Annotated in this window: 18 protein-coding genes, 1 tRNA gene and 1 other annotated feature; of the genes, 18 read left to right on the forward strand and 1 reads right to left on the reverse strand. The window is 30.6% G+C overall.

Annotated features, from left to right (window positions below; translation table 11 throughout):
• Positions 1-160: 160 nt before the first annotated feature.
• On the reverse strand, positions 161-535 hold the full coding sequence (locus Q0V24_RS14145) for a hypothetical protein (RefSeq protein WP_297522438.1): 375 nt from the start codon (positions 533-535) through the stop codon (positions 161-163).
• Positions 536-806: 271 nt separating this feature from the next.
• Here Q0V24_RS14145 and spoIIE point away from each other — a divergent pair, with 271 nt between their 5' ends.
• From spoIIE to murD, 18 genes are all read left to right on the forward strand, one after another.
• Positions 807-3,203, forward strand: coding sequence for a stage II sporulation protein E (gene spoIIE / locus Q0V24_RS14150; RefSeq protein WP_297522439.1), 2,397 nt, complete (start codon positions 807-809; stop codon positions 3,201-3,203).
• A gap of 171 nt (positions 3,204-3,374) precedes the next feature.
• Entirely contained in the window at positions 3,375-4,772 is a 1,398-nt protein-coding gene (tilS, locus tag Q0V24_RS14155; protein ID WP_297522440.1) for a tRNA lysidine(34) synthetase TilS, read from the forward strand.
• A gap of 13 nt (positions 4,773-4,785) precedes the next feature.
• On the forward strand, positions 4,786-5,325 hold the full coding sequence (hpt, locus tag Q0V24_RS14160; RefSeq protein WP_297522455.1) for a hypoxanthine phosphoribosyltransferase: 540 nt from the start codon (positions 4,786-4,788) through the stop codon (positions 5,323-5,325).
• Between the two features lie 31 nt (positions 5,326-5,356).
• Positions 5,357-7,186 (forward strand): ATP-dependent zinc metalloprotease FtsH, encoded by a 1,830-nt coding sequence (ftsH, locus tag Q0V24_RS14165; protein ID WP_297522441.1) that lies wholly within the window; start codon positions 5,357-5,359, stop codon positions 7,184-7,186.
• 190 nt (positions 7,187-7,376) lie between these two features.
• Complete coding sequence (locus Q0V24_RS14170) at positions 7,377-9,047, forward strand: formate--tetrahydrofolate ligase (protein WP_297522442.1); 1,671 nt, start codon at positions 7,377-7,379, stop codon at positions 9,045-9,047.
• A gap of 204 nt (positions 9,048-9,251) precedes the next feature.
• Positions 9,252-10,031, forward strand: coding sequence for a type III pantothenate kinase (locus Q0V24_RS14175; protein WP_297522443.1), 780 nt, complete (start codon positions 9,252-9,254; stop codon positions 10,029-10,031).
• A gap of 4 nt (positions 10,032-10,035) precedes the next feature.
• The gene (dusB, locus tag Q0V24_RS14180; RefSeq protein ID WP_297522444.1) at positions 10,036-11,022 is read left to right on the forward strand and encodes a tRNA dihydrouridine synthase DusB; all 987 of its coding nucleotides are present in this window, start codon (positions 10,036-10,038) and stop codon (positions 11,020-11,022) included.
• Positions 11,023-11,278: 256 nt separating this feature from the next.
• Positions 11,279-11,758 carry a transcription elongation factor GreA gene (greA, locus tag Q0V24_RS14185; protein WP_297522445.1) on the forward strand — a complete coding sequence of 160 codons (480 nt, stop codon included), beginning with the start codon at positions 11,279-11,281 and terminating at the stop codon, positions 11,756-11,758.
• A gap of 94 nt (positions 11,759-11,852) precedes the next feature.
• The gene (gene lysS / locus Q0V24_RS14190) at positions 11,853-13,358 is read left to right on the forward strand and encodes a lysine--tRNA ligase (RefSeq protein ID WP_297522446.1); all 1,506 of its coding nucleotides are present in this window, start codon (positions 11,853-11,855) and stop codon (positions 13,356-13,358) included.
• 111 nt (positions 13,359-13,469) lie between these two features.
• Entirely contained in the window at positions 13,470-13,640 is a 171-nt protein-coding gene (locus Q0V24_RS14195) for a hypothetical protein (protein ID WP_297522447.1), read from the forward strand.
• A gap of 371 nt (positions 13,641-14,011) precedes the next feature.
• Positions 14,012-14,086 (forward strand) — tRNA-Asn (locus Q0V24_RS14200).
• 176 nt (positions 14,087-14,262) lie between these two features.
• Positions 14,263-14,429 (forward strand) — a binding site (T-box leader).
• Positions 14,430-14,524: 95 nt separating this feature from the next.
• On the forward strand, positions 14,525-15,931 hold the full coding sequence (locus Q0V24_RS14205) for a glycine--tRNA ligase (RefSeq protein ID WP_297522448.1): 1,407 nt from the start codon (positions 14,525-14,527) through the stop codon (positions 15,929-15,931).
• Positions 15,932-16,165: 234 nt separating this feature from the next.
• Positions 16,166-17,086: an NUDIX domain-containing protein gene (locus Q0V24_RS14210; protein ID WP_297522449.1), complete on the forward strand. Its 921-nt coding sequence runs from the start codon at positions 16,166-16,168 to the stop codon at positions 17,084-17,086.
• 20 nt (positions 17,087-17,106) lie between these two features.
• Complete coding sequence (locus tag Q0V24_RS14215) at positions 17,107-17,754, forward strand: isochorismatase family cysteine hydrolase (RefSeq protein WP_297522450.1); 648 nt, start codon at positions 17,107-17,109, stop codon at positions 17,752-17,754.
• 30 nt (positions 17,755-17,784) lie between these two features.
• On the forward strand, positions 17,785-19,248 hold the full coding sequence (locus Q0V24_RS14220) for a nicotinate phosphoribosyltransferase (protein WP_297522451.1): 1,464 nt from the start codon (positions 17,785-17,787) through the stop codon (positions 19,246-19,248).
• Positions 19,249-19,251: 3 nt separating this feature from the next.
• Positions 19,252-19,869, forward strand: a complete 618-nt coding sequence (gene nadD / locus Q0V24_RS14225; protein WP_297522452.1) for a nicotinate (nicotinamide) nucleotide adenylyltransferase — start codon at positions 19,252-19,254, stop codon at positions 19,867-19,869.
• A gap of 20 nt (positions 19,870-19,889) precedes the next feature.
• Entirely contained in the window at positions 19,890-20,675 is a 786-nt protein-coding gene (gene nadE / locus Q0V24_RS14230) for an NAD(+) synthase (RefSeq protein WP_297522453.1), read from the forward strand.
• 251 nt (positions 20,676-20,926) lie between these two features.
• Complete coding sequence (gene murD / locus Q0V24_RS14235; RefSeq protein WP_297522454.1) at positions 20,927-22,306, forward strand: UDP-N-acetylmuramoyl-L-alanine--D-glutamate ligase; 1,380 nt, start codon at positions 20,927-20,929, stop codon at positions 22,304-22,306.
• The last annotated feature ends 462 nt before the right edge of the window (positions 22,307-22,768 follow it).

The raw sequence follows: 22,768 nt of genomic DNA on the forward strand, positions 1-22,768 counted from the left end.
TTAAAATCCTGCGGTGGTTAACACCGTACCGGTTCGATTCCGGTCTTCGGCACCAAAAAAAGCAATCTTTATAGATTGCTTTTTTTTATATAAATTTTCGGTTACATTTCTTTAGTTTATTACAAAGAGGACAAAGTGCTTCTTCTCTTCTGATGCGTTCTTATTTTTTTAGTTTATTACATATTTGGTTAACTTGATTTGTAGGAGTTATATCTAACGCCTCGGATAAACAGGCATCACACATGGGTGCACAATTTGAATTTATTAAGTATTCCACTTTATCTATATTGTTCATATCATCCATTTCTTCACTATGCATTATAAATGTATCGGTAAAACTAGTTACTTCAGGTTCGTAGAATACTGGAGTTTTTTGCATAAATTCAATTAGTTTATCACCTATATTAAATTCAATGTCATATGGAATAGAATTTAAATTAATTTTCATATCTTTAGTTATTTTACCATTAGCTATAATAGAATTTTCTACATTAAGAATTATAAATTCATCATCATTAATAAATTCATTATACATTTTTTTACATATGATTGTAAGATATATCGACTTTTATAGTGAATTTTTTTATATGAAAAATATGATAAATAAAAACAAAAATCTTTTTATTATGAAGTTATTTTTGTTTGTTAAAAGAATAATTTTAAGGTAAAAAATCGGAAAATGTAAAAATCTATTTGATACAAAGACTATTTGTCTAACGATTGTCCGAATAATATCCAAGGAAGTGACATATATATTCAGGTTAGGTTGATATAATTTCTTTTATAGAGAAATAGGAGGTTATATTATGCAGTATGGTGCAGATGTGAAAAATTATGTTAGAGATAAACAATTAAAAAAAGAAAAGGTACATGCTATAGGCAAGAATGAAAATTATTTAAGGTTAATTGCAATAGCTTTTGCAGGTATCTTTATTAGTAGAGTTTATTTTGAGATAAATTTAAGCTTTATACAAAGCTTGGCACCTTTCGGATTATTGTATGTTATGACTATATCCTCAAACAACATAAAAGAGGGTGTTATAGCACTTTTAACTGTTGTGGCAGGATATGTTAGTCTTACAAGTAAAATAGGTGAGACACCTGTTTTTGTTATCTCATCAATACTAATACTTGGTGCGAATGCTTTAATTAAGAAAAAGAGTACAGGTGTTAAGGATATTGTAGGTTTGTTTATAACATTTATAGTTATAGTGTTAAATGGTGTAGTAGTACTTAAAAAAGATTTAGTGGGATCTTTAGTGATAGCATTTGCGATTGTTGCTATTTTATTTCCGCTTTATTATATTGTTGCGTATGGAATTAAATGTGTGGGAGATTTTAAGCTAGAAAATTATATAAACACTGATGAGATTATTAGTGTGGAAATTCTTATTTCAATAATTATAGCTGGAATTGGAAGTATTGGATTATTTGGTTTGGAGTTTAGAAATATAGTGGGTATTTTCTTTATTTTCTTTATGAGTTATATATGTAGAGGGAATTTAGGATCAACTGCTGGGATAATTACTGGTTTTATACTTGGAATTATTACAGGTAATTTATATTTTTATCTTGCGACATTTGGAGTTAGTGCTTTAATTGTTTCTATGTTTAGAGAAACAGGGAAAGTTGTTAGTTTTGTTGCTTTTAATGCTATTTTTATTTTTATGGCAGTTTATACAAAACAGTTTGATAATTTACTGTTAGTTGAGGTTTTAGTTGGTAGTGGGATTGTTATGTTCACTCCAAAGGAATTTATAGATAGAATTAGAGTTGAACTAGATAGTGAAACTAGAAAAGAAGAAGATAGTGAAAAACATTTTAATAAGATAAAGAATGAATTGACTGTAAGACTTGGAGATTTTACAGAGGTTCTTATGGCCATGGGAAATACACTTGAGCATATGGTAGAAAATGAGAAACTTGTTAGTCAAAATAAGGGTGATGAACTTGTTGATAATTTAGCAGAGCGAGTTTGTAAAAATTGTGATTATAGAAATACATGTTGGAGACGAGAGATAAATGAAACTTATAGTTCATTTAAAGAAATGATTCAAGGCTTTGAAGAAGGGGATTATAAGTTCCCAGAGCATTTAAGAAAAAAATGTTTAAAGGAAGCAAAGCTTGTAAAGGCAGCAGAGGAAGTTGTAAGTAAGCATATTGCAGATGAGATGTTAAAGAAGAGACTCGGAGAGGGGAGAAAGATGATTGCAAGTCATGTGAAGAGTATGTCAGATACTATTGGCGAGATTGCAAGTGATTTTAAATCAGAAGTTAATTTAGATGTTGATACTGAGCGTGGAGTTAGAAAGGCACTTTTAAGAGAAAATGTTAAGTTTGATTATTTGATAGCTTATACAGATAAAGAAGGTAGACTTAATATTAAAATTGAAATGATGAATTGTGGTGGTGGTGAATACTGTACTAAATCAATTCTTCCAGTGATAAATAAGACGATAGGTAAAAAAATGAGCATTTCTACGGAGTGTAAGATTAGTGCAACAACAGGTATGTGTGAAATTCATATTCTTGAAGCACCAAAGTACTATGTTGATTCAGCAATTGCATTATCTGCAAAGACTGGAGAAAAGTATACAGGGGATTCTTATAGCTTTGGAAAGAGTAAGGATGGAAATCATATAGTTATGCTTTGTGATGGAATGGGAACAGGTCCAAGGGCTGGTGCTGAGAGTAAAATAGCAGTCGAGATGGTAGAGAAGTTTTCAGAGGTTGGTTTTAATGAGAAAATAGCTATTAATACAGTTAATACTATAATGAATATTAAGTTTTCAGAGGAAGAAAAGTTTTCAACTTTAGATATGCAAAAGATAAATTTATATGATGGAAATGCAAAGTTTCTAAAAGTTGGGGCTATGGAAAGTTTCATTAAAAGAGGTCATAAAGTGAAACTTGTAGATTCTAAAACTTTACCATTTGGTGTTTTAGATAATCCGGATATTGATGAGCAAGACTATAAACTTAAGGCTGGTGATTTTATAATCACTATAAGTGATGGTATTTTGGACTTAGCAAAAGATGGAGATTTGAATAATGAATGGTTAATTAATTTAATACAAAAGAGTGTTGATAGAACATCTAAAGACTTAGCAAATAGAATTTTAGATGTTGCAAAAGAATTTAATAATGGAAAGGCTAGAGACGATATGACAGTAATTGTTTCTAAACTTTATAATATTCAATAATTTAAGTTTATTTTATTGAATTTTGGGTAAGGATTTATTATATAGAGCCACTTTGAGAGAATTTATTTTTAATGCTCTTTTAGTGGCTATTTCTTTTTTGGTAATTACAAGAAACTATTAAGTATGTTATAATTATTACTATAAATTTTAAGAAATGGAGTGAGAATGTTCGTGAAAAAAAAGACGTTAAATTACATTTATAAAAACTCCATGATTAAAGAAAGAGATAAGGTTCTTGTGGCACTTTCAGGGGGACCAGACTCTGTATGTTTATTGCATTTACTACATAGTCTTAGAGAAAAACTTAACATTGAAATTTATGCAGCACATGTAAATCATCTTATTAGAGGTGATGAGGCTTTTGCAGATGAAAATTATGCAAAAGAACTTTGTGAGAGTTTGAATATTAGGTTCTTTGTAAGACGAGTATGTGTTGAGAGTATAGCAAAAGATAAAGGGATTTCTACTGAAATGGCAGGTAGAGATGAAAGATATGGCTTCTTTAATGAAATAAAAGAGGAAGTTGGTATAAATAAAATAGCTATAGCTCATAATGCTAATGATCAAGCAGAAACTCTTATTATGAGAATTATGCGTGGTACAGGGCTTGAAGGTTTAGTTGGTATTAAACCTGTTAGGGATAATATTTATATTAGACCTATACTTTCTTTAACAAGGGAAGAGATTGAAAATTATTGTGAAGTAAATTTACTTAATCCAAGAATAGACAAAACTAATTTAGAAGAGGTCTATTCAAGAAACAAAGTTAGGTTAAAAGCAATTCCATTTATTAAGGATAACTTTAACCCTGACATTATAAATACATTAAATAGACTATCTCATAGTTCAATGATTGATGCATCTTTTATAGATGAAGTTGTTAGTGAGAAGTATCAAGAATTTTGTTCTATTCAAAATGGCAGAGCTATTTTAGATAAAGATAAATTTGCTGAGAAAGAAGCAATTTTGACTAGAATGATTAGGAAAGCTCTTATGGAGGTTTCAGGTGCTTTTAACAATTTTGAGTTAAAACATGTTTATGATGTAATTGCACTTCAAAAAGGTTCAACAGGGAAGAGGATAAGTCTTACAAATGACATTATTGCTATCAATGAGTATGGGAATATTGTAATTGCTAAAGAGGAATCTGTAAGCAATTTAATTTCTGATGAATCGATAAAAATAGATGTGGCAAATCTAATTAAAGAAAATATTATAAAAATTTCTTTTAATTCACATGATTTTAGCTTTGAAGTAGTTGAAAACAATGGTAAAATTAATTTTAAAAACACTAATGAAAAATACTTCAGTTTTGAGGGGATTAAAACTATAAGTTTAAGAACAAGAAAAAATGGTGATAAAATAGTACCGTTTGGTTTTAAAGGAACAAAAAAGTTAAAAGAAATTTTTATTAGCTCTAAGATACCACAAGAAAAGAGGAATTTGATTCCGATAATTGATTTTGACGATGAAATAGCTTGGGTTGTGGGAATTAGAAATAGTGAATTATTTAAAATAAACAGACACAATAGTAAGCTTGTAAAAATAAGTTTTTGTGGAAAGGAATAACGTTATGGTTGATATTAAAAATGATATTCAAGAGGTTTTATATTCAGAGGAAGCTTTAAGTTTAAAGGTTAAAGAAATAGGGGCTAAAATTAGTTCAGATTATGAGGGGAAAGAACTATTAATAGTTGGAATCTTAAAAGGTTCTGTTGTTTTTGCATCTGATTTAGTTAGAGCTGTTAAAATACCATGTGAATTAGATTTTATGTCTGTTTCAAGTTATGGTGCTTCAGCAAAAAGTTCAGGAATTGTTAGAATTTTAAAAGATTTAGATTCTAATATAGAGGGAAAACATGTACTTATTGTAGAAGATATAGTGGATACAGGAACAACTTTAAGTTATTTATTAGAATATTTAAAAGCTAGAAAGGCAGCTAGTATAGAAATAGTTGCTCTTCTTAATAAGGAAACAGGAAGAAAAGTTGAGGTTGAAGTTAAATATTCAGGATTTGAAGTTCCAGATGAATTTATAGTTGGATATGGTATCGACTATGCGGAGCATTACAGAAATTTACCTTTTATAGGGATTCTAAAAAGAGAAATATATCAAAAATAAAATAGAAGATTGAGAGAGAGGGGGAGACTAAATGAAAAAAATGTCGAGTGGTCTTACTTGGATGCTTATAATAGCAGTTGTTATGCTAGGTTCGTATGTTTTACTTATGAGCAATAATAATAGTAATACAATAAACTACACGCAATTTAAAACATTATGGGTAGATAATCAAGTACAAAGTATGATTGTAAGTGGAAATGATATTCATGGTAAGATAAAATCAACAGATAAAAATGTACCAGAAAAGAATTTTGAGGTTTATGTTCCACAGGAGCAATTAGCACAACTTCAATCAGAATATAAAAATGAAGGTGTAGCTGTTAAATACATGCCAGTGAGTAACAATTCACAATGGATACAAATTGGATTAACAGTAATAGTTATGGTTGTTGGGGTTTCAATATTCTTTATGATGACGCAACAATCACAAGGTGGTGGTGGTAGCAAAGGTGCTATGAACTTTGGTCAAAACAAGGCTAAGCTAGTATCACCGGATGCACACAAAGTAAACTTTAAAGATGTAGCAGGTGCTAAAGAGGAAAAAGAAGAACTTGAAGAAGTTGTTGATTTCCTGAGAGATCCTAAAAAGTATACTGATATGGGAGCAAGAATTCCAAAAGGAATCTTGCTTGTAGGACCTCCTGGTACGGGAAAAACATTACTTGCAAGGGCTGTTGCTGGAGAGGCTGGAGTTCCATTCTTTAGTATTTCTGGTTCAGACTTTGTTGAGATGTTTGTTGGTGTTGGTGCTTCAAGAGTTAGAAGTTTATTTGAACAGGCGAAGAAAAATGCACCATGTATAATCTTTATAGATGAGATTGATGCAGTTGGAAGACAAAGGGGTGCAGGTCTTGGTGGTGGTCATGATGAGAGAGAGCAAACATTAAACCAACTTCTTGTTGAGATGGATGGATTTAGTGCAAATGAGGGAATTATTATGGTTGCGGCAACTAATAGACCAGATATTTTAGATCCAGCACTTCTTAGACCAGGTAGATTTGATAGACAAATTGTTGTTGGAGCACCTGACGTTAAAGGAAGAGAAGAAATCTTAAATGTTCATGTTAGAAATAAACTTCTTGCTGAATCTGTTGATTTAAATGTTCTTGCTAAAAGAACTCCAGGATTCACAGGAGCAGATATAGAAAATCTTACTAATGAAGCAGCTCTTTTAGCTGTTAGAAAGGTTAAGAAAGCAATTGATATGGAAGATATGGAAGAAGCTATTACAAGAGTTATAGCAGGACCAGAGAAGAAGAGTAAGGTTATTAGTGAGTATGATAAAAAACTTACAGCTTATCATGAGGCAGGTCATGCTGTTGTTATGAGATCTCTTCCAAATCCAGATCCAGTTCATGAAATTAGTATTATCCCAAGAGGAATGGCTGGTGGATACACAATGAGCCTTCCAACAGAGGATAGAAGTTATACTTCAAAGAAAAAGCTTAAATCAGATATGGTTGGTCTTCTAGGTGGTAGACTTGCAGAGATGATTATCCTTGATGATATAAGTACTGGTGCTAAGAATGATATAGATAGAGTTAGTAGTATTGCTAGAGCTATGGTTATGCAGTATGGTATGAGTGATGCTGTTGGGCCTATATCATTTGGTGATAATAATGGTGAGGTATTCCTTGGTAGAGATATTGGTAAGTCAAGAAACATAAGTGAGGAAACAAGTGCTACTCTTGATAGAGAAGTTAAAATGCTTGTTGATGAAGCTTATCAGACTGCAGAATCAATATTAAGAGAACATATTGGAAAACTTCATGCTGTTGCACAAGTTTTAATAGAACAAGAAAAAGTTGATGCTGGAGAATTTGAAAGAATTTATACATCAACTGGTTTACTAGAAGCTTAATAGCGAGAAAAAGGTTGCCTTGTAGTGAGGTAACCTTTTTTATTTTTTCTAAAATTTATTAATTTATAAAATTTGGCGAAATATTTAAGGGAAAAAACTAAGAATATTCGTGATTAACTTTTAATTTACAAGGAAACTATGTATAATATTAAATATAAAATGATTTTTTTGATGTGAGGGGTGCTTATAAATGAAAACAGATATAGAAATAGCACAAAGTGCTATAATGGAGCCTATTGTTAAAATTGGGGAGAAGATAGGTCTTACAGAAGATGATATGGAACTTTACGGAAAGTATAAGTGTAAGATTAATTTAGATGTTTTAGATAAATTAAAAGATAAAGAAGATGGAAAACTTGTTCTTGTAACTGCAATAAATCCAACTCCAGCTGGAGAGGGTAAGTCAACAGTCACTGTAGGACTTGGGCAAGCTTTAAATAAGATAGGGAAGAAATCTATAATAGCATTAAGAGAACCATCACTTGGGCCAGTTTTTGGAATTAAAGGTGGAGCTGCTGGTGGTGGATATGCACAGGTTGTACCTATGGAAGATATAAATCTTCATTTTACAGGTGATATGCATGCTATAACATCAGCTAATAACCTTTTAAGTGCAGCTATAGATAACCACATACATCAAGGGAATGTTCTTTCTATAGATTCAAGAAGAATTGCTTTTAAAAGAGTTCTTGATATGAATGATAGAGCGTTAAGAAGTATAGTTGTTGGTATGGGTGGGAAAATAAATGGATTCTTAAGAGAAGATGGATTTATGATAACTGTTGCATCTGAGATAATGGCAATACTTTGTATGGCAAATGGGATTACAGATTTAAAAGAGAGGATGGGGAATATACTTATTGCTTACAATCTTTCTGGTGAGCCTGTGTTTGCTAAAAATTTAGAAATTGAAGGTGCTATGGCACTTCTTATGAAGGATGCTATAAAGCCTAACCTTGTTCAAACTTTAGAAAATACTCCAGCGATTATTCATGGAGGACCTTTTGCCAATATTGCTCATGGATGTAATTCAATAGTAGCTACTAAGATGGCCTTAAAGCTTTCAGATATAGCTGTTACAGAAGCTGGCTTTGGTGCAGACCTTGGTGCAGAGAAGTTTATGGATATAAAATGTAGATATGGTGGTCTTACACCTGATTGTGTAGTTCTTGTTGCTACAATAAGAGCTTTAAAGCATCATGGTGGTGTTAAAAGAGATGAACTTTCAGTAGCTAATGTAGAGGCTGTTGAGAGAGGAATAGAGAATCTTGCAAAGCAAATAGAAAATATAAAAGTATTTGGAGTTCCTGTAGTTGTTGCAGTCAATAAATTTATAACTGATTCTAAGGAAGAGGTTGATTTTGTAACTTCATTCTGCGAGGAGAGAGGGGTTATGGTTTCTGAATCAGATGTTTGGGGAAAAGGGGGAGATGGTGGTATTGACCTTGCAAACAAGGTTATAAAAACTATTGAAGAAAATCCTTCAAACTTTGCACCGATATATGAGAGTGATGAAACTATTAAAGAAAAAGTATTAAAAATTTCAAAAACTATATATGGAGCTGATGATGTTATTTATACACCAGAAGCTTTAAAGCAAATAGCTGATATAGAGAGATTTGGTATGGATAAGTATCCTATATGTATGGCTAAAACACAGTCATCATTATCAGATAACCCAGCACTTCTTGGAAGACCTATAGGCTTTAATATAACTGTAAAAGAGGTTAAAGTTTCCAATGGAGCAGGCTTTATAGTAGTTCAAACAGGTAATATAATGACTATGCCAGGACTTCCAAAAACACCAGCAGCTAATAGAATGGATATTAGTGAATCAGGAGAAATTAAAGGTCTATTTTAAGAGTATCGCTAGTAGTAATTTTTACTACTAGCATATTTTTTTGTTAAAAAAGTGTTTTGAAAATATTTACATTTCATTGAAATCATTGCGAATGCTTGACAAATAGGCATTTGTTGATAAAATTATATTGTATATTTAAGAGTTTTAAATGTATTTTGCAGCAGCCCTATTGGCTGCTTTTAATTATATTAAGGTGGTGTACACATGATTCTGTTAATCGACGCTGGAAATACAAATATTGTATTAGGTCTTAGTAAAAACGATGACTATATAGCCAGTTGGAGAATATCCACTGATGCTAAGAAAACTTCAGATGAATATGCTATTCAGGTAATTCAACTATTTAATCAAAGTAATCTAAATCCAAGTGATGTTGAGGGTATTATAATATCTTCAGTTGTACCAAATATAATGCACTCTATTGAGAATATGGTTAGAAAGTGTTTTAAAAAAGACGCTTTAATTATAGGACCAGGAATTAAGACAGGGATTAATATAAAGTATGACAATCCAAAAGAGGTTGGAGCAGATAGAATAGTTAATGCAGTGGCAGCTTATGATGCTTATAAGAAATCTTTAATAGTTGTTGATTTTGGAACAGCAACAACATATTGTGCAATAACTGCTAATGGTGATTACCTTGGTGGAAATATATGCCCTGGAATAAAGATATCTTCAGAGGCTTTATTTGAAAGAGCAGCTAAATTACCTAGAGTAGAACTTGAGAAACCAAAGAGTTTAATTTGTAAAAATACAGTTACTAGTATGCAAGCAGGTATAATTTATGGTTATATTGGTCAGGTTGAATATATAGTAAAAAGAATGAAGGAAGAAATGATGGAACTTGGAGAAAGAGAACCATTAGTAATTGCAACAGGTGGATTAGCAAATCTAATATATAAAGAGACTGATGTTATTGATAAGGTAGAACCAAGATTGACATTAGAAGGATTAAAGATTCTTTACGATAAGAATAAGGAGTAAGTAAATGAAAATAGGAAACGTAGAGCCAAATGGACATGTTTTTTTAGCGCCTATGGCTGGAGTGACAGATATAGTTTTCAGAGGTCTTTGTAAAGAGATGGGCTGTGCTATGGTTTATACAGAGATGGTTAGCTCAAGAGCATTATATCATGGTAATGAGAAAACTGAGGAACTTATGAGAATCTCAGAAAAAGAACAACCAGTTGCATGTCAGATGTTTGGAAATGACCCAGAGATTATGGCTTATGCTGCAGAAAAGTATTTCAATCCAAGAGAGGATATTTGCATAATTGATATTAATATGGGATGTCCTGCACCAAAGGTTGTTAAAAATGATGATGGTTCATCACTTTTAAAAAATCCAAAGCTTGCATATGAAATAGTTAAAGCAGTTAAAAAGGTTGCAACAAAGCCTGTAACTGTAAAGATAAGAACAGGATACAATAATGATCAAATAGTAGCACCAGAATTTGCTAAGATTTTAGAGGATGCAGGTGTAGATGCTATTGCAATTCATGGAAGAACTAGAGAGCAGATGTATACGGGGGAAGCTAATTGGGACATAATAAGACAGGTTAAAGAAGCTGTATCTATACCTGTTATTGGAAATGGAGATGTCTTTACAGCAGAGGATGCTTTAAGAGTTAAGGATATTTCAAATGTTGATGGTATAATGGTTGCTAGAGGGAGTATAGGGAATCCTTGGATATTTAAGCAGATAGAACAGAAGCTTAATGGTGAAAAGGTTCATATTCCAACAGCGGAGGAAAGAATAGCTATGTGTATAAAACATCATAAACTTGCTATTGAAACTAAAGGGGGAACTCTTGGAGTTAGAGAAACAAGAAGACATACAACAGGCTATTTAAAGGGAATAAAAAACTCAGCAGAAATGAGAAATAGACTTAATACAATTAATGATCCGGATAAAGTTATCGAAACTTTAAATGAGTATAGAGAATTTGTTATAAAAGAAGGATTTGTAGAATAATATTATTATTAACGTTAATAAGTAAAAATGAGATAGTGAGTGCTAATATAGTAAAAGTTTAAAGGATTTAGACTTTCTAAGCAAAAAAGTAATAGTAAAATCTTTTATTATTAACATATTAGTGTAATTTTAATTTGAATTTTGGGCATTATACAAAGAGGCAAATTTGATAATTATGCTAAAATAGTATACAAATATGTATTAATAGTTTCAAATATGATATTATAAAATTATTATTTTAAAGGGGAGAATAGATATGAACGAAAAAAGACAGATAATGACGTATGAAGGACTTAAAAAAATAGAAACAGAATTAGAACATTTAAAAACAGTTAGAAGAAAAGAAATTACAGAGAAAATCAAGGTAGCGTTAGGTTACGGAGATTTAAGTGAAAATTCAGAATATGATGAAGCTAAGAATGACCAAGCTTTCAATGAAGGTAGAATTCTTCAATTAGAAAATACATTGAAAAATGCTGAAGTTGTTGATGCTAGTACAGGTACAACAGATCATGTTTCAATAGGATGCATTGTAAAAGTTATGGATTTTGAGTTTGATGAAGAACTTGAATATACTATAGTTGGTTCAGCAGAAGCAGAGCCAATGGAACTTAAAATATCTAATGAATCACCTATTGGAGAAGCTTTAATGAACCATAAGGTTGGAGAAAAAGTAATAGCTATGCTTCCTGGTGGAGCAACATCTGAATTTGAAATATTAGGAATTAGAAGATAATTCCTAGTATTTTGAATTAGAAAAAATTAAAATGTGAAAGAGAGGTGAATCCATTATAGATTGTAGAGAAGTATCTACAATCAACTATAATGGTATGCTAATGTCAGAGGAAATGAATATTAAGCATGTAGCTGAATTAAGCGAACAAGAACTTTTAAGAAGAGAAAAACTTGTAGGTTTACAAGCAGAGGGAAAAGATCCTTTTGATGTATATACAGTTGAAAGAACTCACACATCAGGCCAAATAATTGAAAATTTTGAAGTTTTAGATGGCACAGAAGTTACTATTGCTGGTAGAATAATGTCTAAAAGAGGCCAAGGGAAAGTAATATTCTCAGACATATATGATAGAGATGGAAAGATGCAATTATTCATAAAGCTTGATTTAGTAGGAGAGGAAACTCTTAATGCTTACAAAACTTATGATATAGGAGATATTGTTGCTGTTACAGGTATGGTAGCAAAAACTCAAAAAGGTGAAATTTCAGTTAAACCAAGTGAAATTACATTAGTATGTAAAGCTCTTAAACCACTTCCTGAAAAATGGAATGGACTTAAAGATCCAGATATCAGATATAGACAAAGAGAAGTTGATATCATTACAAACCCAGAAGTTAAAGAAACTTTCTTAAAGAGAGCAAAAATTATGAAAGAGATTAGAAATTACTTGGATGAAAAAGGATTTATAGAAGTTGAAACACCAGTTCTTGCACCGATAGCTGGTGGAGCTGCTGCTAGACCATTTATCACTCATCATAATACTCTTGATATAGATATGTATCTTAGAATAGCTACAGAATTATATCTTAAAAGATGTATAGTTGCTGGTTTTGAAAAAGTTTATGACATGGGTAAAAACTTCAGAAATGAAGGGATGTCAGTAAGACACAACCCTGAGTTTACTATGATAGAGTTATATGAAGCTTATTCAGATTATAATGATATGATGGAAATTATGGAAAACTTAATAGAGTATGTTTGCTTAAAAGTTAATGGTACTACAACTGTTAATTATCAAGGAACAGAAATAAGCTTTAAAGCTCCATGGAGAAGAGTAACTATGGTAGAAGCAGTAAGAGAGCATGCAGGTGTTGACTTTGATGCTATATCAACAAATGAAGAGGCTCAAGCTATTGCTAAAGAGAAAAACCTTGAGTTCCCTAAAGATTTAAAACATGTAACTAAAGGTGAAGTATTAAATGCTTTATATGAAGAGTATGCAGAGAAGCACATGATTCAACCAACTTTCGTTACAGATTATCCAGTAGAAATTTCACCTCTTACAAAGAAAAAGAGAGGAAACGAAATGTTTACTGAGAGATTTGAAGGATTCGTATTTGGTAGAGAAGTATGTAATGCTTACTCAGAGCTTAACGATCCAATAGTTCAAAGAGATAGATTTGAACAACAAGCTAACGAGAGAGAGCTTGGAGATGACGAAGCTTATATGATAGATGAAGAATTCATGAGTGCTCTTGAAACAGGAATGCCTCCAACAGGTGGACTTGGATTCGGAGTTGATAGAATGGCTATGTTCTTAACAGATGCTGCATCAATCAAAGATGTTATCTTATTCCCAACTATGAAACCAGTAAAATAATTTCACTATATATGAACACAAAGGTTTAAACTTTGTGTTCTTTTTTTATGTAACAATGATTTAGGTAGAGGCATATATTAAATTAGGAGAGTTCTTTCGAGGAGTGTAATTATGTCTTTAATTGAAAAAAGTAAAAAGAAAAAAATCACAAATATAATAATAATCTTATGTTTCTTAATCACAGCTGGATGCTTTGTAGTTGATGGCAACATAACAGGGGGACTGGTTACGGGTGCTGTTGGAATTATATTTTTAGGATTATATAAATTTTTTGAAAAATAAATAGAAGTAAATATATAGATAAATTAAGGGGAGAATATTTAAATTAATAGAAAAGGTTTTTTATACTAAGATTTGAAAGTAAGAAAGAGTTAGAGATATACCTAGAACTTTGATAAGCTATTTTCATATTATGTAATATAGATGTGATAAGGATTGAATTTAATCTATGGAGAAGAATATAACTAGTTTAATTGCTATTATTCTTTTGATACTATCTTTGATTTTATTAAGTGGGGTAAAAGTTAGTTTAGGAATATTGTTTTTTATTATAAGTATGATATTTTTCTATAATCAAAAACAAGTAGAAAAATTTTTAAAAAAATAGTTGCAATTTAATTAAAAGTAGGATATAATAAATATATAATTAATGTTCCGGAATAGCTCAGCGGTGGAGCAGTCGACTGTTAATCGAAAGGTCGTGGGTTCAAATCCCACTTCTGGAGCCAATTTTTTATATGTTTGCATCAACGAGGTTGTTGGTGTTTTTTTGTTTTATAAAACAACGTTAAGAGATAGTATCTAATTTAATGATTCTAGACTCATAGAAATTAGATATATAAAACAACAATTATTTTATGGTTGACATACGAGTTAGTTTTGATAAAATTATAAATATAATTGAATAGGTACTGTGAAGAAGAAGAGTAATGTTATTAAACTTTTTTAGAGAGAGAATGGTTGGTGAGAATTCTTAAAGAGATAATGTGAAGGGAGCTTTGGAGTACGTCGTTTTAGAGTAGAGCTTTTGCTAAGAAGGGTGGAACCGCGGAAAGAATTTTCGTCCCTTTAACAGTAAGAGCTTTTTTTATATAAACTATTCGATTAAAAAGTTAAAATGCCTATATTTTAGGTTAATATAAATTAAAAATTGGAGGGAAACTGATATGGCACAAGAATTAACAATGAAAAAATTAGTTGCTCTATGTAAGAGCAGAGGATTCATATTCCCAGGTTCAGATATTTACGGAGGTCTTGCAAATTCATGGGACTACGGCCCACTTGGAGTAGAATTTAAAAACAATGTTAAAAAAGCATGGTGGAAAAAATTTATTCAAGAGCAAAGAGATAACGTTGGAATAGATGCAGCACTTCTTATGAATACAGAAGTTTGGAAGGCATCAGGACATATTGGAGGATTCTCAGACCCTCTTATGGATTGTAAAGAATGTAAGTCAAGATTTAGAGCTGATAAGTTAGTTGAAGATAAAATGACAGAACTTGGAGCAGAAGTAGCTTGTGCTGATGGTTGGACAAATGCAGAATTAATGGATTATATCAAGGATAACAATATTGTTTGTCCTAGTTGTGGAAAAATAAATTACACAGATATAAGACAATTCAACTTAATGTTTAAAACTTTCCAAGGAATTACTGAAGAAAGTGCTAATGAAGTATACTTAAGACCAGAAACAGCTCAAGGTATATTTGTAAACTTTAAGAGTGTTCAAACAACAACAAGAAAGAAAGTACCTTTTGGAATTGGTCAAGTAGGAAAATCATTCAGAAATGAAATTACACCAGGTAACTTCACATTTAGAACAAGAGAATTTGAACAAATGGAACTTGAATTCTTCTGTAAGCCAGGAACTGACCTTGAATGGTTTAACTTCTGGAAAGAATATTGTTGGAATTTCCTATTAAACTTAGGAATGGACAAAGAATTAATTAGAATGAGAGATCATGGAGAAGAAGAGTTAAGTTTCTACTCAAATGCTACATCAGATATCGAATTCTTATTCCCATTTGGATGGGGAGAACTTTGGGGGATAGCTGATAGAACTGATTATGATCTTGGAAGACACCAAGAATGTTCAGGTCAAGATTTAAGATATTTAGACCCAATGACAGGTGAGAGATATTTACCATATGTAATTGAACCATCTCTTGGAGCTGATAGAGTTGCTCTTGCTTTCTTAGCTAACGCTTATGAAGAAGAAGATTTAGGTGTAGATGCAAAAGGTAATGCAGATAGTAGAGTAGTAATGCACTTCCATCCTGCACTTGCTCCTTATAAAGTAGCAGTTCTTCCATTAATGAAGAAGATAAATGAAAAGGCTGAAGATATATTTGCAGACCTTTCAAAGAAATTTGCTGTTGATTATGATGAGACAGGAAGTATCGGTAAAAGATATAGAAGACAAGATGAAATAGGAACACCATTCTGTGTAACTATAGATCATCAGACATATGAAGATAATACTGTAACAATCAGACATAGAGATTCTATGGAACAAGAAAGACTTGATATAACAGAGTTAGAAGCATTTATAGCAAAAAGCTTAGAATTTTAATAGTTAATATATATATATAGAAAAGTTATTCACAGGGTAAATTACCTTGGTGAATAACTTTTTTTTGGTTTAGTGAAATAAATAAGTACAAATATTAAATAAAGAATGAATTAATTGTTAAGAATAAAATAAAAAGGTGAATTAAATTGACTATTGATTCTAAGAAACATATAATAATCACATAGATATTATCAATTAGATATTATCTATTTAGTGATAAGTGGAGGTGATGATTTGAAAGTATCTAAAAAAAATAAAGATGGACTTACTGAAAAAGAATTTTTAGAAAAATATGATGCTATATCATATGAAAGACCATCTGTAACGGTAGATATGGTGCTTTTCACATTAGGAGAAAAGCAAAAAGACACCTTGGGTAGAAAAAACAAAGAAAAAGAATTAAAGATACTTTTGATAAAAAGAGGAGAACATCCTTTTATAGATAAATGGGCAATTCCTGGAGGGTTTGTAAAAATAGGTGAAAGTCTTGGAGCTGGAGTTCAAAGAAAGATTAAAGAAGAAACAGGTCTTGATGATATTTACTTTGAGCAGTTATATACATGGGGAGATGTTGATAGAGATCCTAGAATGAGAATAATATCAGCATCTTATATGGCACTTGTAAATAATAAACAACTAAAAAGGAATATAGAAACTGATGAAATTGCTTGGTTTTCAGTTAAAAAGATAAGTACTGGAAAGCAAAAAATATCAAGTAAAGAAATTCATTATAATTATAGAGTGAGTCTGATTAATGAAGAACGAAATATAGTTATAAATTATGATTTGATAGAAAAGATAATAATGAGAGATTTTGATAGAGAAGTATGTTATGAGTATAAAGCGGTTGATGGAGAAAACCTATTAGCATTTGATCATTTAAAGATTATAGATTATGCACTAGAGAGAATGAAAAATAAGGCACAGTATACACCAATAGCATTTAGTTTATTACCAAAGCTATTTACACTAACAGAACTTCAACAAGTTTATGAAATTTTGCTTGGAAGAGAGCTTATAAAGCCTAATTTTAGACGATGGGTCAATAAATTAGTTGAAGAAACAGATGAAACTAAGAAAGAGGGGGCACATAGACCTTCTAGATTATTTAAATTAAAAAAAGAAGCAATAATAGATGGCGTTATAAATATATAAAAAATTGTGGGGGTATTATTATGGAAAAATTTTTGGAATTTATGAAAAATGATTTAGTAACTATTGCAGAAGTTTCACTTAAAGAACTAGGTGCAAATAAAGATAATACAGCTTTAATAATAGTGGATATGGTTAAGGGATTTTACAATATAGGAGCACTTGCTAATGAGAAAGTTGGAAATATAATAAGCGATATAGTAAGACTTGATAAAGATACAAAGGACTATAAAAAAGTGTTTTTTATAGATAGCCATGAAGACAATGCTAGAGAGTTTAAATCTTATCCAGCACATTGTATAGCTGGAAGTGTTGAAGAAGAGCTTGTTGATGAATTATTAAATAGCGAAAGTTTAAAAAATAAAAATACAATTATAGTTAAAAAAAATAGTATAAATGGATTTCATTGCAAGGAAATTAAAGAGATTGTTGATGATGAAAAAATTAAAAATATAATTGTAGTTGGAGTTTGTACAGACATTTGTGTGAAAAATTTTGTTATGACAGCTGTGACATACTTAAACCAATATAATCTAGAGAAAGATATAATTGTTCCAGCAAATATGGTAGAAACTTTTGATGCAGATTTTCATAATAGAGAATATTGGAATTTGACATCATTATTTGAGATGAAGGCTAATGGAGTAAAAATAATTAAGGATATAATATAGAGAAGTCCAGTTTTTGGACAGGAGGATTTTATGAATAAATTTGATATAAATGAAAAAAGAAATTTAGGAATGTTAATGGATTTTTATGAGCTTACAATGAGTAATGCTTATTTTAATGAAGATATAAAGGACAAAATTGTATATTTTGATATGTTCTTTAGAAAAGTTCCAGAAGGTGGAGGGTTTGCTATAATGGCAGGTCTTGAGCAGGTTATAGAATATATTAGTAGCCTTGGGTTTAATGAGGAAGATATTGATTATCTAAAAGGACTTAATATATTTAGTGATAGATTCTTAGACTATCTATTAAACTTTAAATTTAGTGGTTCAATATATGCAATTCCAGAAGGTACACCAATATTTCCAAGTGAGCCAATGATTACAGTTAAAGCACCAATTATAGAAGCACAACTTATAGAAACAATACTACTTTTAACAGTTAATCATCAATCATTAATAGCTACAAAAGCAAATAGGATTGTAAGGGCTGCTGCTGGTAGAACAGTTTTAGAATTTGGGGCAAGAAGAGCACAAGGTTATGATGGGGCAATATATGGGGCAAGAGCTGCATTTATAGGTGGAGTTCATGGGACAGCTACAACTCTTGCAGGAGAAATGTTTGATATGCCAGTATCAGGGACAATGGCTCATAGTTGGGTTCAATTATTTAATACGGAATATGAGGCATTTAAGACTTATGCAGAAAATTATCCAAGTGATTGTACACTTTTAGTTGATACTTATTCAGTTTTAAGTAGTGGAATTCCAAATGCAATTAAAGTAGCAAAAGAGATTTTAGAACCTATGGGTAAAAGACTTAAGGGGATAAGACTTGATAGTGGAGATATAGCTTATCTTTCAAGAAAATCAAGAAAATTATTAGATGAGGCAGGACTTACAGATTGTAAGATAGTTGCATCAAATTCACTTGATGAATATACAATAACAAGTTTACTTAGCCAAGGTGCAAAGATTGATGCTTTTGGAGTTGGAGAAAGACTTGTAACTTCAAAATCAGAGCCAGTATTTGGTGGGGTTTATAAACTTGCAGCAGTTGAAGAACAAGGTGAGATAATTCCAAGAATAAAATTATCAGAAAATGTAGAGAAAGTATCTAATCCAGGATATAAAAAATTATATAGATTATTTGATAAAGATACTCATAATGCAATAGCAGATATAATAACGCTTGCAGATGAGAAGATAAATGATGATGAACCATACAAGATATTTGACCCAGTTCATACATGGAAAAAGAAAACACTTAAAAACTTTTATGCAAAAGAGCTTCAAGTACCAGTATTTGAAGATGGAGAACTTGTATATAATACACCAAGTTTAAAAGAAATAAGAGAATACTCAATAAGAGAAATAGATAAACTATGGGAAGAGGTATTAAGATTTGAAAAGCCTCACAACTACTATGTAGATTTATCTAAGAAATTATGGGTAATGAAAGATACTCTTATAGAAAGGTTAAAGGGTGATGAATAAAAATTGATAGCGATATATGGTGGAAGTTTTAACCCACCAACAGTTGCACATGAGAATATAGCTAGGGATATCCTAAAGCTTGATGAAATAAAAAAAATAATATATCTTCCAGTAGGGGATAACTATAAGAAAAAATCTTTAATATCATCAAAATATAGATATGATATGCTTAGTTTTATTTTAGAAAATTTAAAGAATGATGGGTTAAAAGTAGATATAAATAGACTAGAGATAGAAGCAGATAAAAGACTTTATACATTAGAAAGTTTGAAAATATTAAAAGATGAATATAAAGAAGAACTTGCATTTGTAATGGGAACAGATAATATTAAAGAGTTTTCTTCATGGTATAACCCAGAGGAACTTTTAAATAAATTTTACTTTGTAGTTATAGAAAGAGAAAATGATGATGTTCAAAAGTTAATTAGAGAAGATAAACTATTAAGTAAATACGAGAATAGGTTTATAATATTAAGTGAAACATCATATAAAACTGTAAGCTCAACTTATATAAGAAATAATTTATATGTAGATACTAAAATAGAGAAGCATATAGATAGAAATGTTTTAGAATATATAAAAGCAAATAAGTTATACAAAGGAGGGGAGTTATCTAAATAATTTTAGGTAGCGATAATGATATGGAAAAGAAATTTTTAGTGACTGAGGAAAACGTAGCAGATTACGCACAAAGAATATCAAACTTCATAAAAGAGACAGTAGAAAAAACAAGATCTAATGGGGTTGTTTTTGGAATGAGTGGAGGAATAGATTGCTCACTTGTAACAGCTCTTTGTCATAAAGCAGGAGTAAAGACTTTACTTGTTATGATGCCTTATGGAGATAGCATGAAAAGTACTAAGGATGTAAATCATGCAATGGAACTTATAGAAAAGTTTGATATTGATTTTACAACAGTAGATATAACACCTACAGTGGATGCTTTAGAAAAAACTTTAAATCAAGCAGCAACAACAAATAAAGGTGAAAAAGTAGAATTTAAAGGACTCGCACTTAGTAATATAAGACCAAGAGTTAGAATGACAACAGTTTATTCTATAGGACAAAGTCTTGGGTACCTTGTAGGTGGAACTGGAAACTTATCAGAAAGAACAGTTGGATACTCAACAAAGTGGGGAGATGGAGGACATGACTTCAATCCTATTGGAAATCTTACAAAAACAGAGGTAAGACTTATGGCAAGATATCTTGGAGTTCCAGATAGCATAATAGATAAAGCACCATCAGCAGGTCTTTGGGCGGGTCAAACTGATGAAGATGAGATGGGTGTTAAATATAGTGAGATAGATGATTACATTACAACAGGTGGGAAAAATATCTCTAAAGAAGCTTTTGAAATGATAAAAGGTAAAGAGATGAGAAATAAACATAAAACACAAATGCCACCAATATGGGATGAAAATTAATATATAAATATAGAAAGATACTTCTTACATGTATGTAGAGGTATCTTTTTTTTGATGAAAAAATGAAATGATAAAATAATTTTCTAGAATAGAAAAGAAAAGCCTTAAATATATATAATAGAATAAAATGCAAAAAGGATATTGGATAATTCATAGAATAAGTTTTTTTAGAGTGTTATAATTAGATATAAAAATGGACAGTATTATTAGATAATGAATAAGGCACAGTGTATGTTTTGGAGGATATAATTATGAAAAAGGATTTTAACGAATTTAAAAGTTTTATAAAAGGCAAAAAAGTCGCAGTTGTAGGAATGGGAGTTAGTAATATACCATTAATAAACTACCTTGTAGACCTTGGAGCAAATGTAACTGGTTTTGATATAAGAGAAGAAGATGATTTTGGAAGAGTTGCAATTGATTTTAGAAATAAAGGTGTAAACCTAGAGCTTGGAAAAGATTATTTAAATAGATTAACAGGATTTGAAGTTGTATTTAAAACACCTTCAATGAGAATAGATTGCGATGCACTTGTAAAAGTAAAAGAAGAGGGTGCATATATCACATCAGAAATAGAAGAGTTCTTAAGATATACAAAGGGAAAAACATTTGCAGTAACAGGTAGTGATGGAAAAACAACTACAACTACAATAATATCAGAGCTTTTAAAAGCAGAAGGATATACTACTTGGGTTGGTGGAAATATAGGAACACCATTATTTGCAGAAATAGAAAAAATTAAAGATGAAGATAAAGTTGTACTTGAATTATCAAGTTTTCAACTTATGACTATGGATTGCCCAACTGACATTGCTATAGTTACTAATATAACACCTAATCATCTTGATATGCATAAAGGTATGGAAGAGTATATAGATGCAAAGAAGAATGTATATAAATATCAAGATGAAAATGGAATACTTATATTAAATGATGAAAACTATATAACTAAAGAATTAGATAAAGAAGCTAAAGGTAAAGTTTACAAATTTAGTTCACTTAAAACTGAGGGAGAAAATGCCTACTATAATGAAGGTAAATTATATCTTGAGGGGAAATTTATTTGTGAAAAAGAAAATATCATAATTAAAGGGATGCATAATGTAGAGAATTATCTTGCAGCATTTTTAGCAGTGCAAGATGATGTTAAAATTGAAACAATGAAAAAAGTAGCAGAAACATTTGGTGGGGTAGAACATAGATGTGAGTTTGTAAGAGAACTTGATGGTGTTGCTTATTATAATGATTCTATAGCTTCAAGCCCAACAAGAACAGTTGCAGGACTTAAAGCATTTGATAAACCAGTAATACTTTTAGCTGGTGGGTATGATAAAAATCTTCCATTTGAGCCATTAGCATATGAAGGTCATGAAAAGATAAAAGCATTAGTTTTATTTGGGTTAACAAAAAATAAAATAGATGATGCCTTCACAAAACTTGAAGAAGAAAAAGATATTAAAGTAGAAAGATATATAGTTGATTCATTAGAAGAGGCTATATTAAAAGCAAAAGAAATATCAGTAGTTGGAGATAAGGTAACTTTATCTCCAGCATGTGCAAGTTTTGATATGTTTAAAAACTTTATGTTAAGAGGAGAAAAATTCAAGGAAATAGTAAAAGAACTTAAATAATAAAAACAAAATTGCTCTAATAGGATATGAAAAGTATCTTATAGAGCAATTTTTTTCTTTATTTACTCAAATCTCTTTAGAAAATAATAAATAATATAGGGAAAGAGAATGGGTATAGTAAAAAATCATAAGGAAAAGTAAGTATAAAAAAGAAAATATAGAAAAATATAAGTTAAACATTACCACGTGTATCTAAGAATGAAAAAAAAAGATATTTAATGAAAATAAAAGAAAAAACATAGAAATTGTATTGAAATAAAGAAATTATAAATAAGAAGATTTAGGTGTAGATGGTAAGATTATTTAAGTCGAGAGGCGAGCACAACAAGTTGAAAAAAACTTGAAAAAAAGTGTTGACAGAACATTCAAGTAATGTTAGCATATAGAAGTCGGCAAACGACAAACAAAAAGGTCTTTGAAAATTAAACAGAAGAAATTAAGTAAACCAGCAATTCTTTTTAT

Source organism: uncultured Clostridium sp. (genome assembly GCF_947039605.1).
GTDB lineage: Bacteria > Bacillota > Clostridia > Clostridiales > Clostridiaceae > Sarcina.

Bases quoted from the DNA above. Each gene is read 5' to 3' on its own strand.
- Q0V24_RS14145 (WP_297522438.1), bottom strand. From the start codon at position 535: ATGTATAATGAATTTATTAATGATGATGAATTTATAATTCTTAATGTA.
- spoIIE (WP_297522439.1), top strand. From the start codon at position 807: ATGCAGTATGGTGCAGATGTGAAAAATTATGTTAGAGATAAACAATTA.
- ftsH (WP_297522441.1), top strand. From the start codon at position 5,357: ATGAAAAAAATGTCGAGTGGTCTTACTTGGATGCTTATAATAGCAGTT.
- Q0V24_RS14170 (WP_297522442.1), top strand. From the start codon at position 7,377: ATGAAAACAGATATAGAAATAGCACAAAGTGCTATAATGGAGCCTATT.
- Q0V24_RS14175 (WP_297522443.1), top strand. From the start codon at position 9,252: ATGATTCTGTTAATCGACGCTGGAAATACAAATATTGTATTAGGTCTT.
- dusB (WP_297522444.1), top strand. From the start codon at position 10,036: ATGAAAATAGGAAACGTAGAGCCAAATGGACATGTTTTTTTAGCGCCT.
- greA (WP_297522445.1), top strand. From the start codon at position 11,279: ATGAACGAAAAAAGACAGATAATGACGTATGAAGGACTTAAAAAAATA.
- lysS (WP_297522446.1), top strand. From the start codon at position 11,853: ATGCTAATGTCAGAGGAAATGAATATTAAGCATGTAGCTGAATTAAGC.
- Q0V24_RS14195 (WP_297522447.1), top strand. From the start codon at position 13,470: ATGTCTTTAATTGAAAAAAGTAAAAAGAAAAAAATCACAAATATAATA.
- Q0V24_RS14205 (WP_297522448.1), top strand. From the start codon at position 14,525: ATGGCACAAGAATTAACAATGAAAAAATTAGTTGCTCTATGTAAGAGC.
- Q0V24_RS14215 (WP_297522450.1), top strand. From the start codon at position 17,107: ATGGAAAAATTTTTGGAATTTATGAAAAATGATTTAGTAACTATTGCA.
- Q0V24_RS14220 (WP_297522451.1), top strand. From the start codon at position 17,785: ATGAATAAATTTGATATAAATGAAAAAAGAAATTTAGGAATGTTAATG.
- nadE (WP_297522453.1), top strand. From the start codon at position 19,890: ATGGAAAAGAAATTTTTAGTGACTGAGGAAAACGTAGCAGATTACGCA.
- murD (WP_297522454.1), top strand. From the start codon at position 20,927: ATGAAAAAGGATTTTAACGAATTTAAAAGTTTTATAAAAGGCAAAAAA.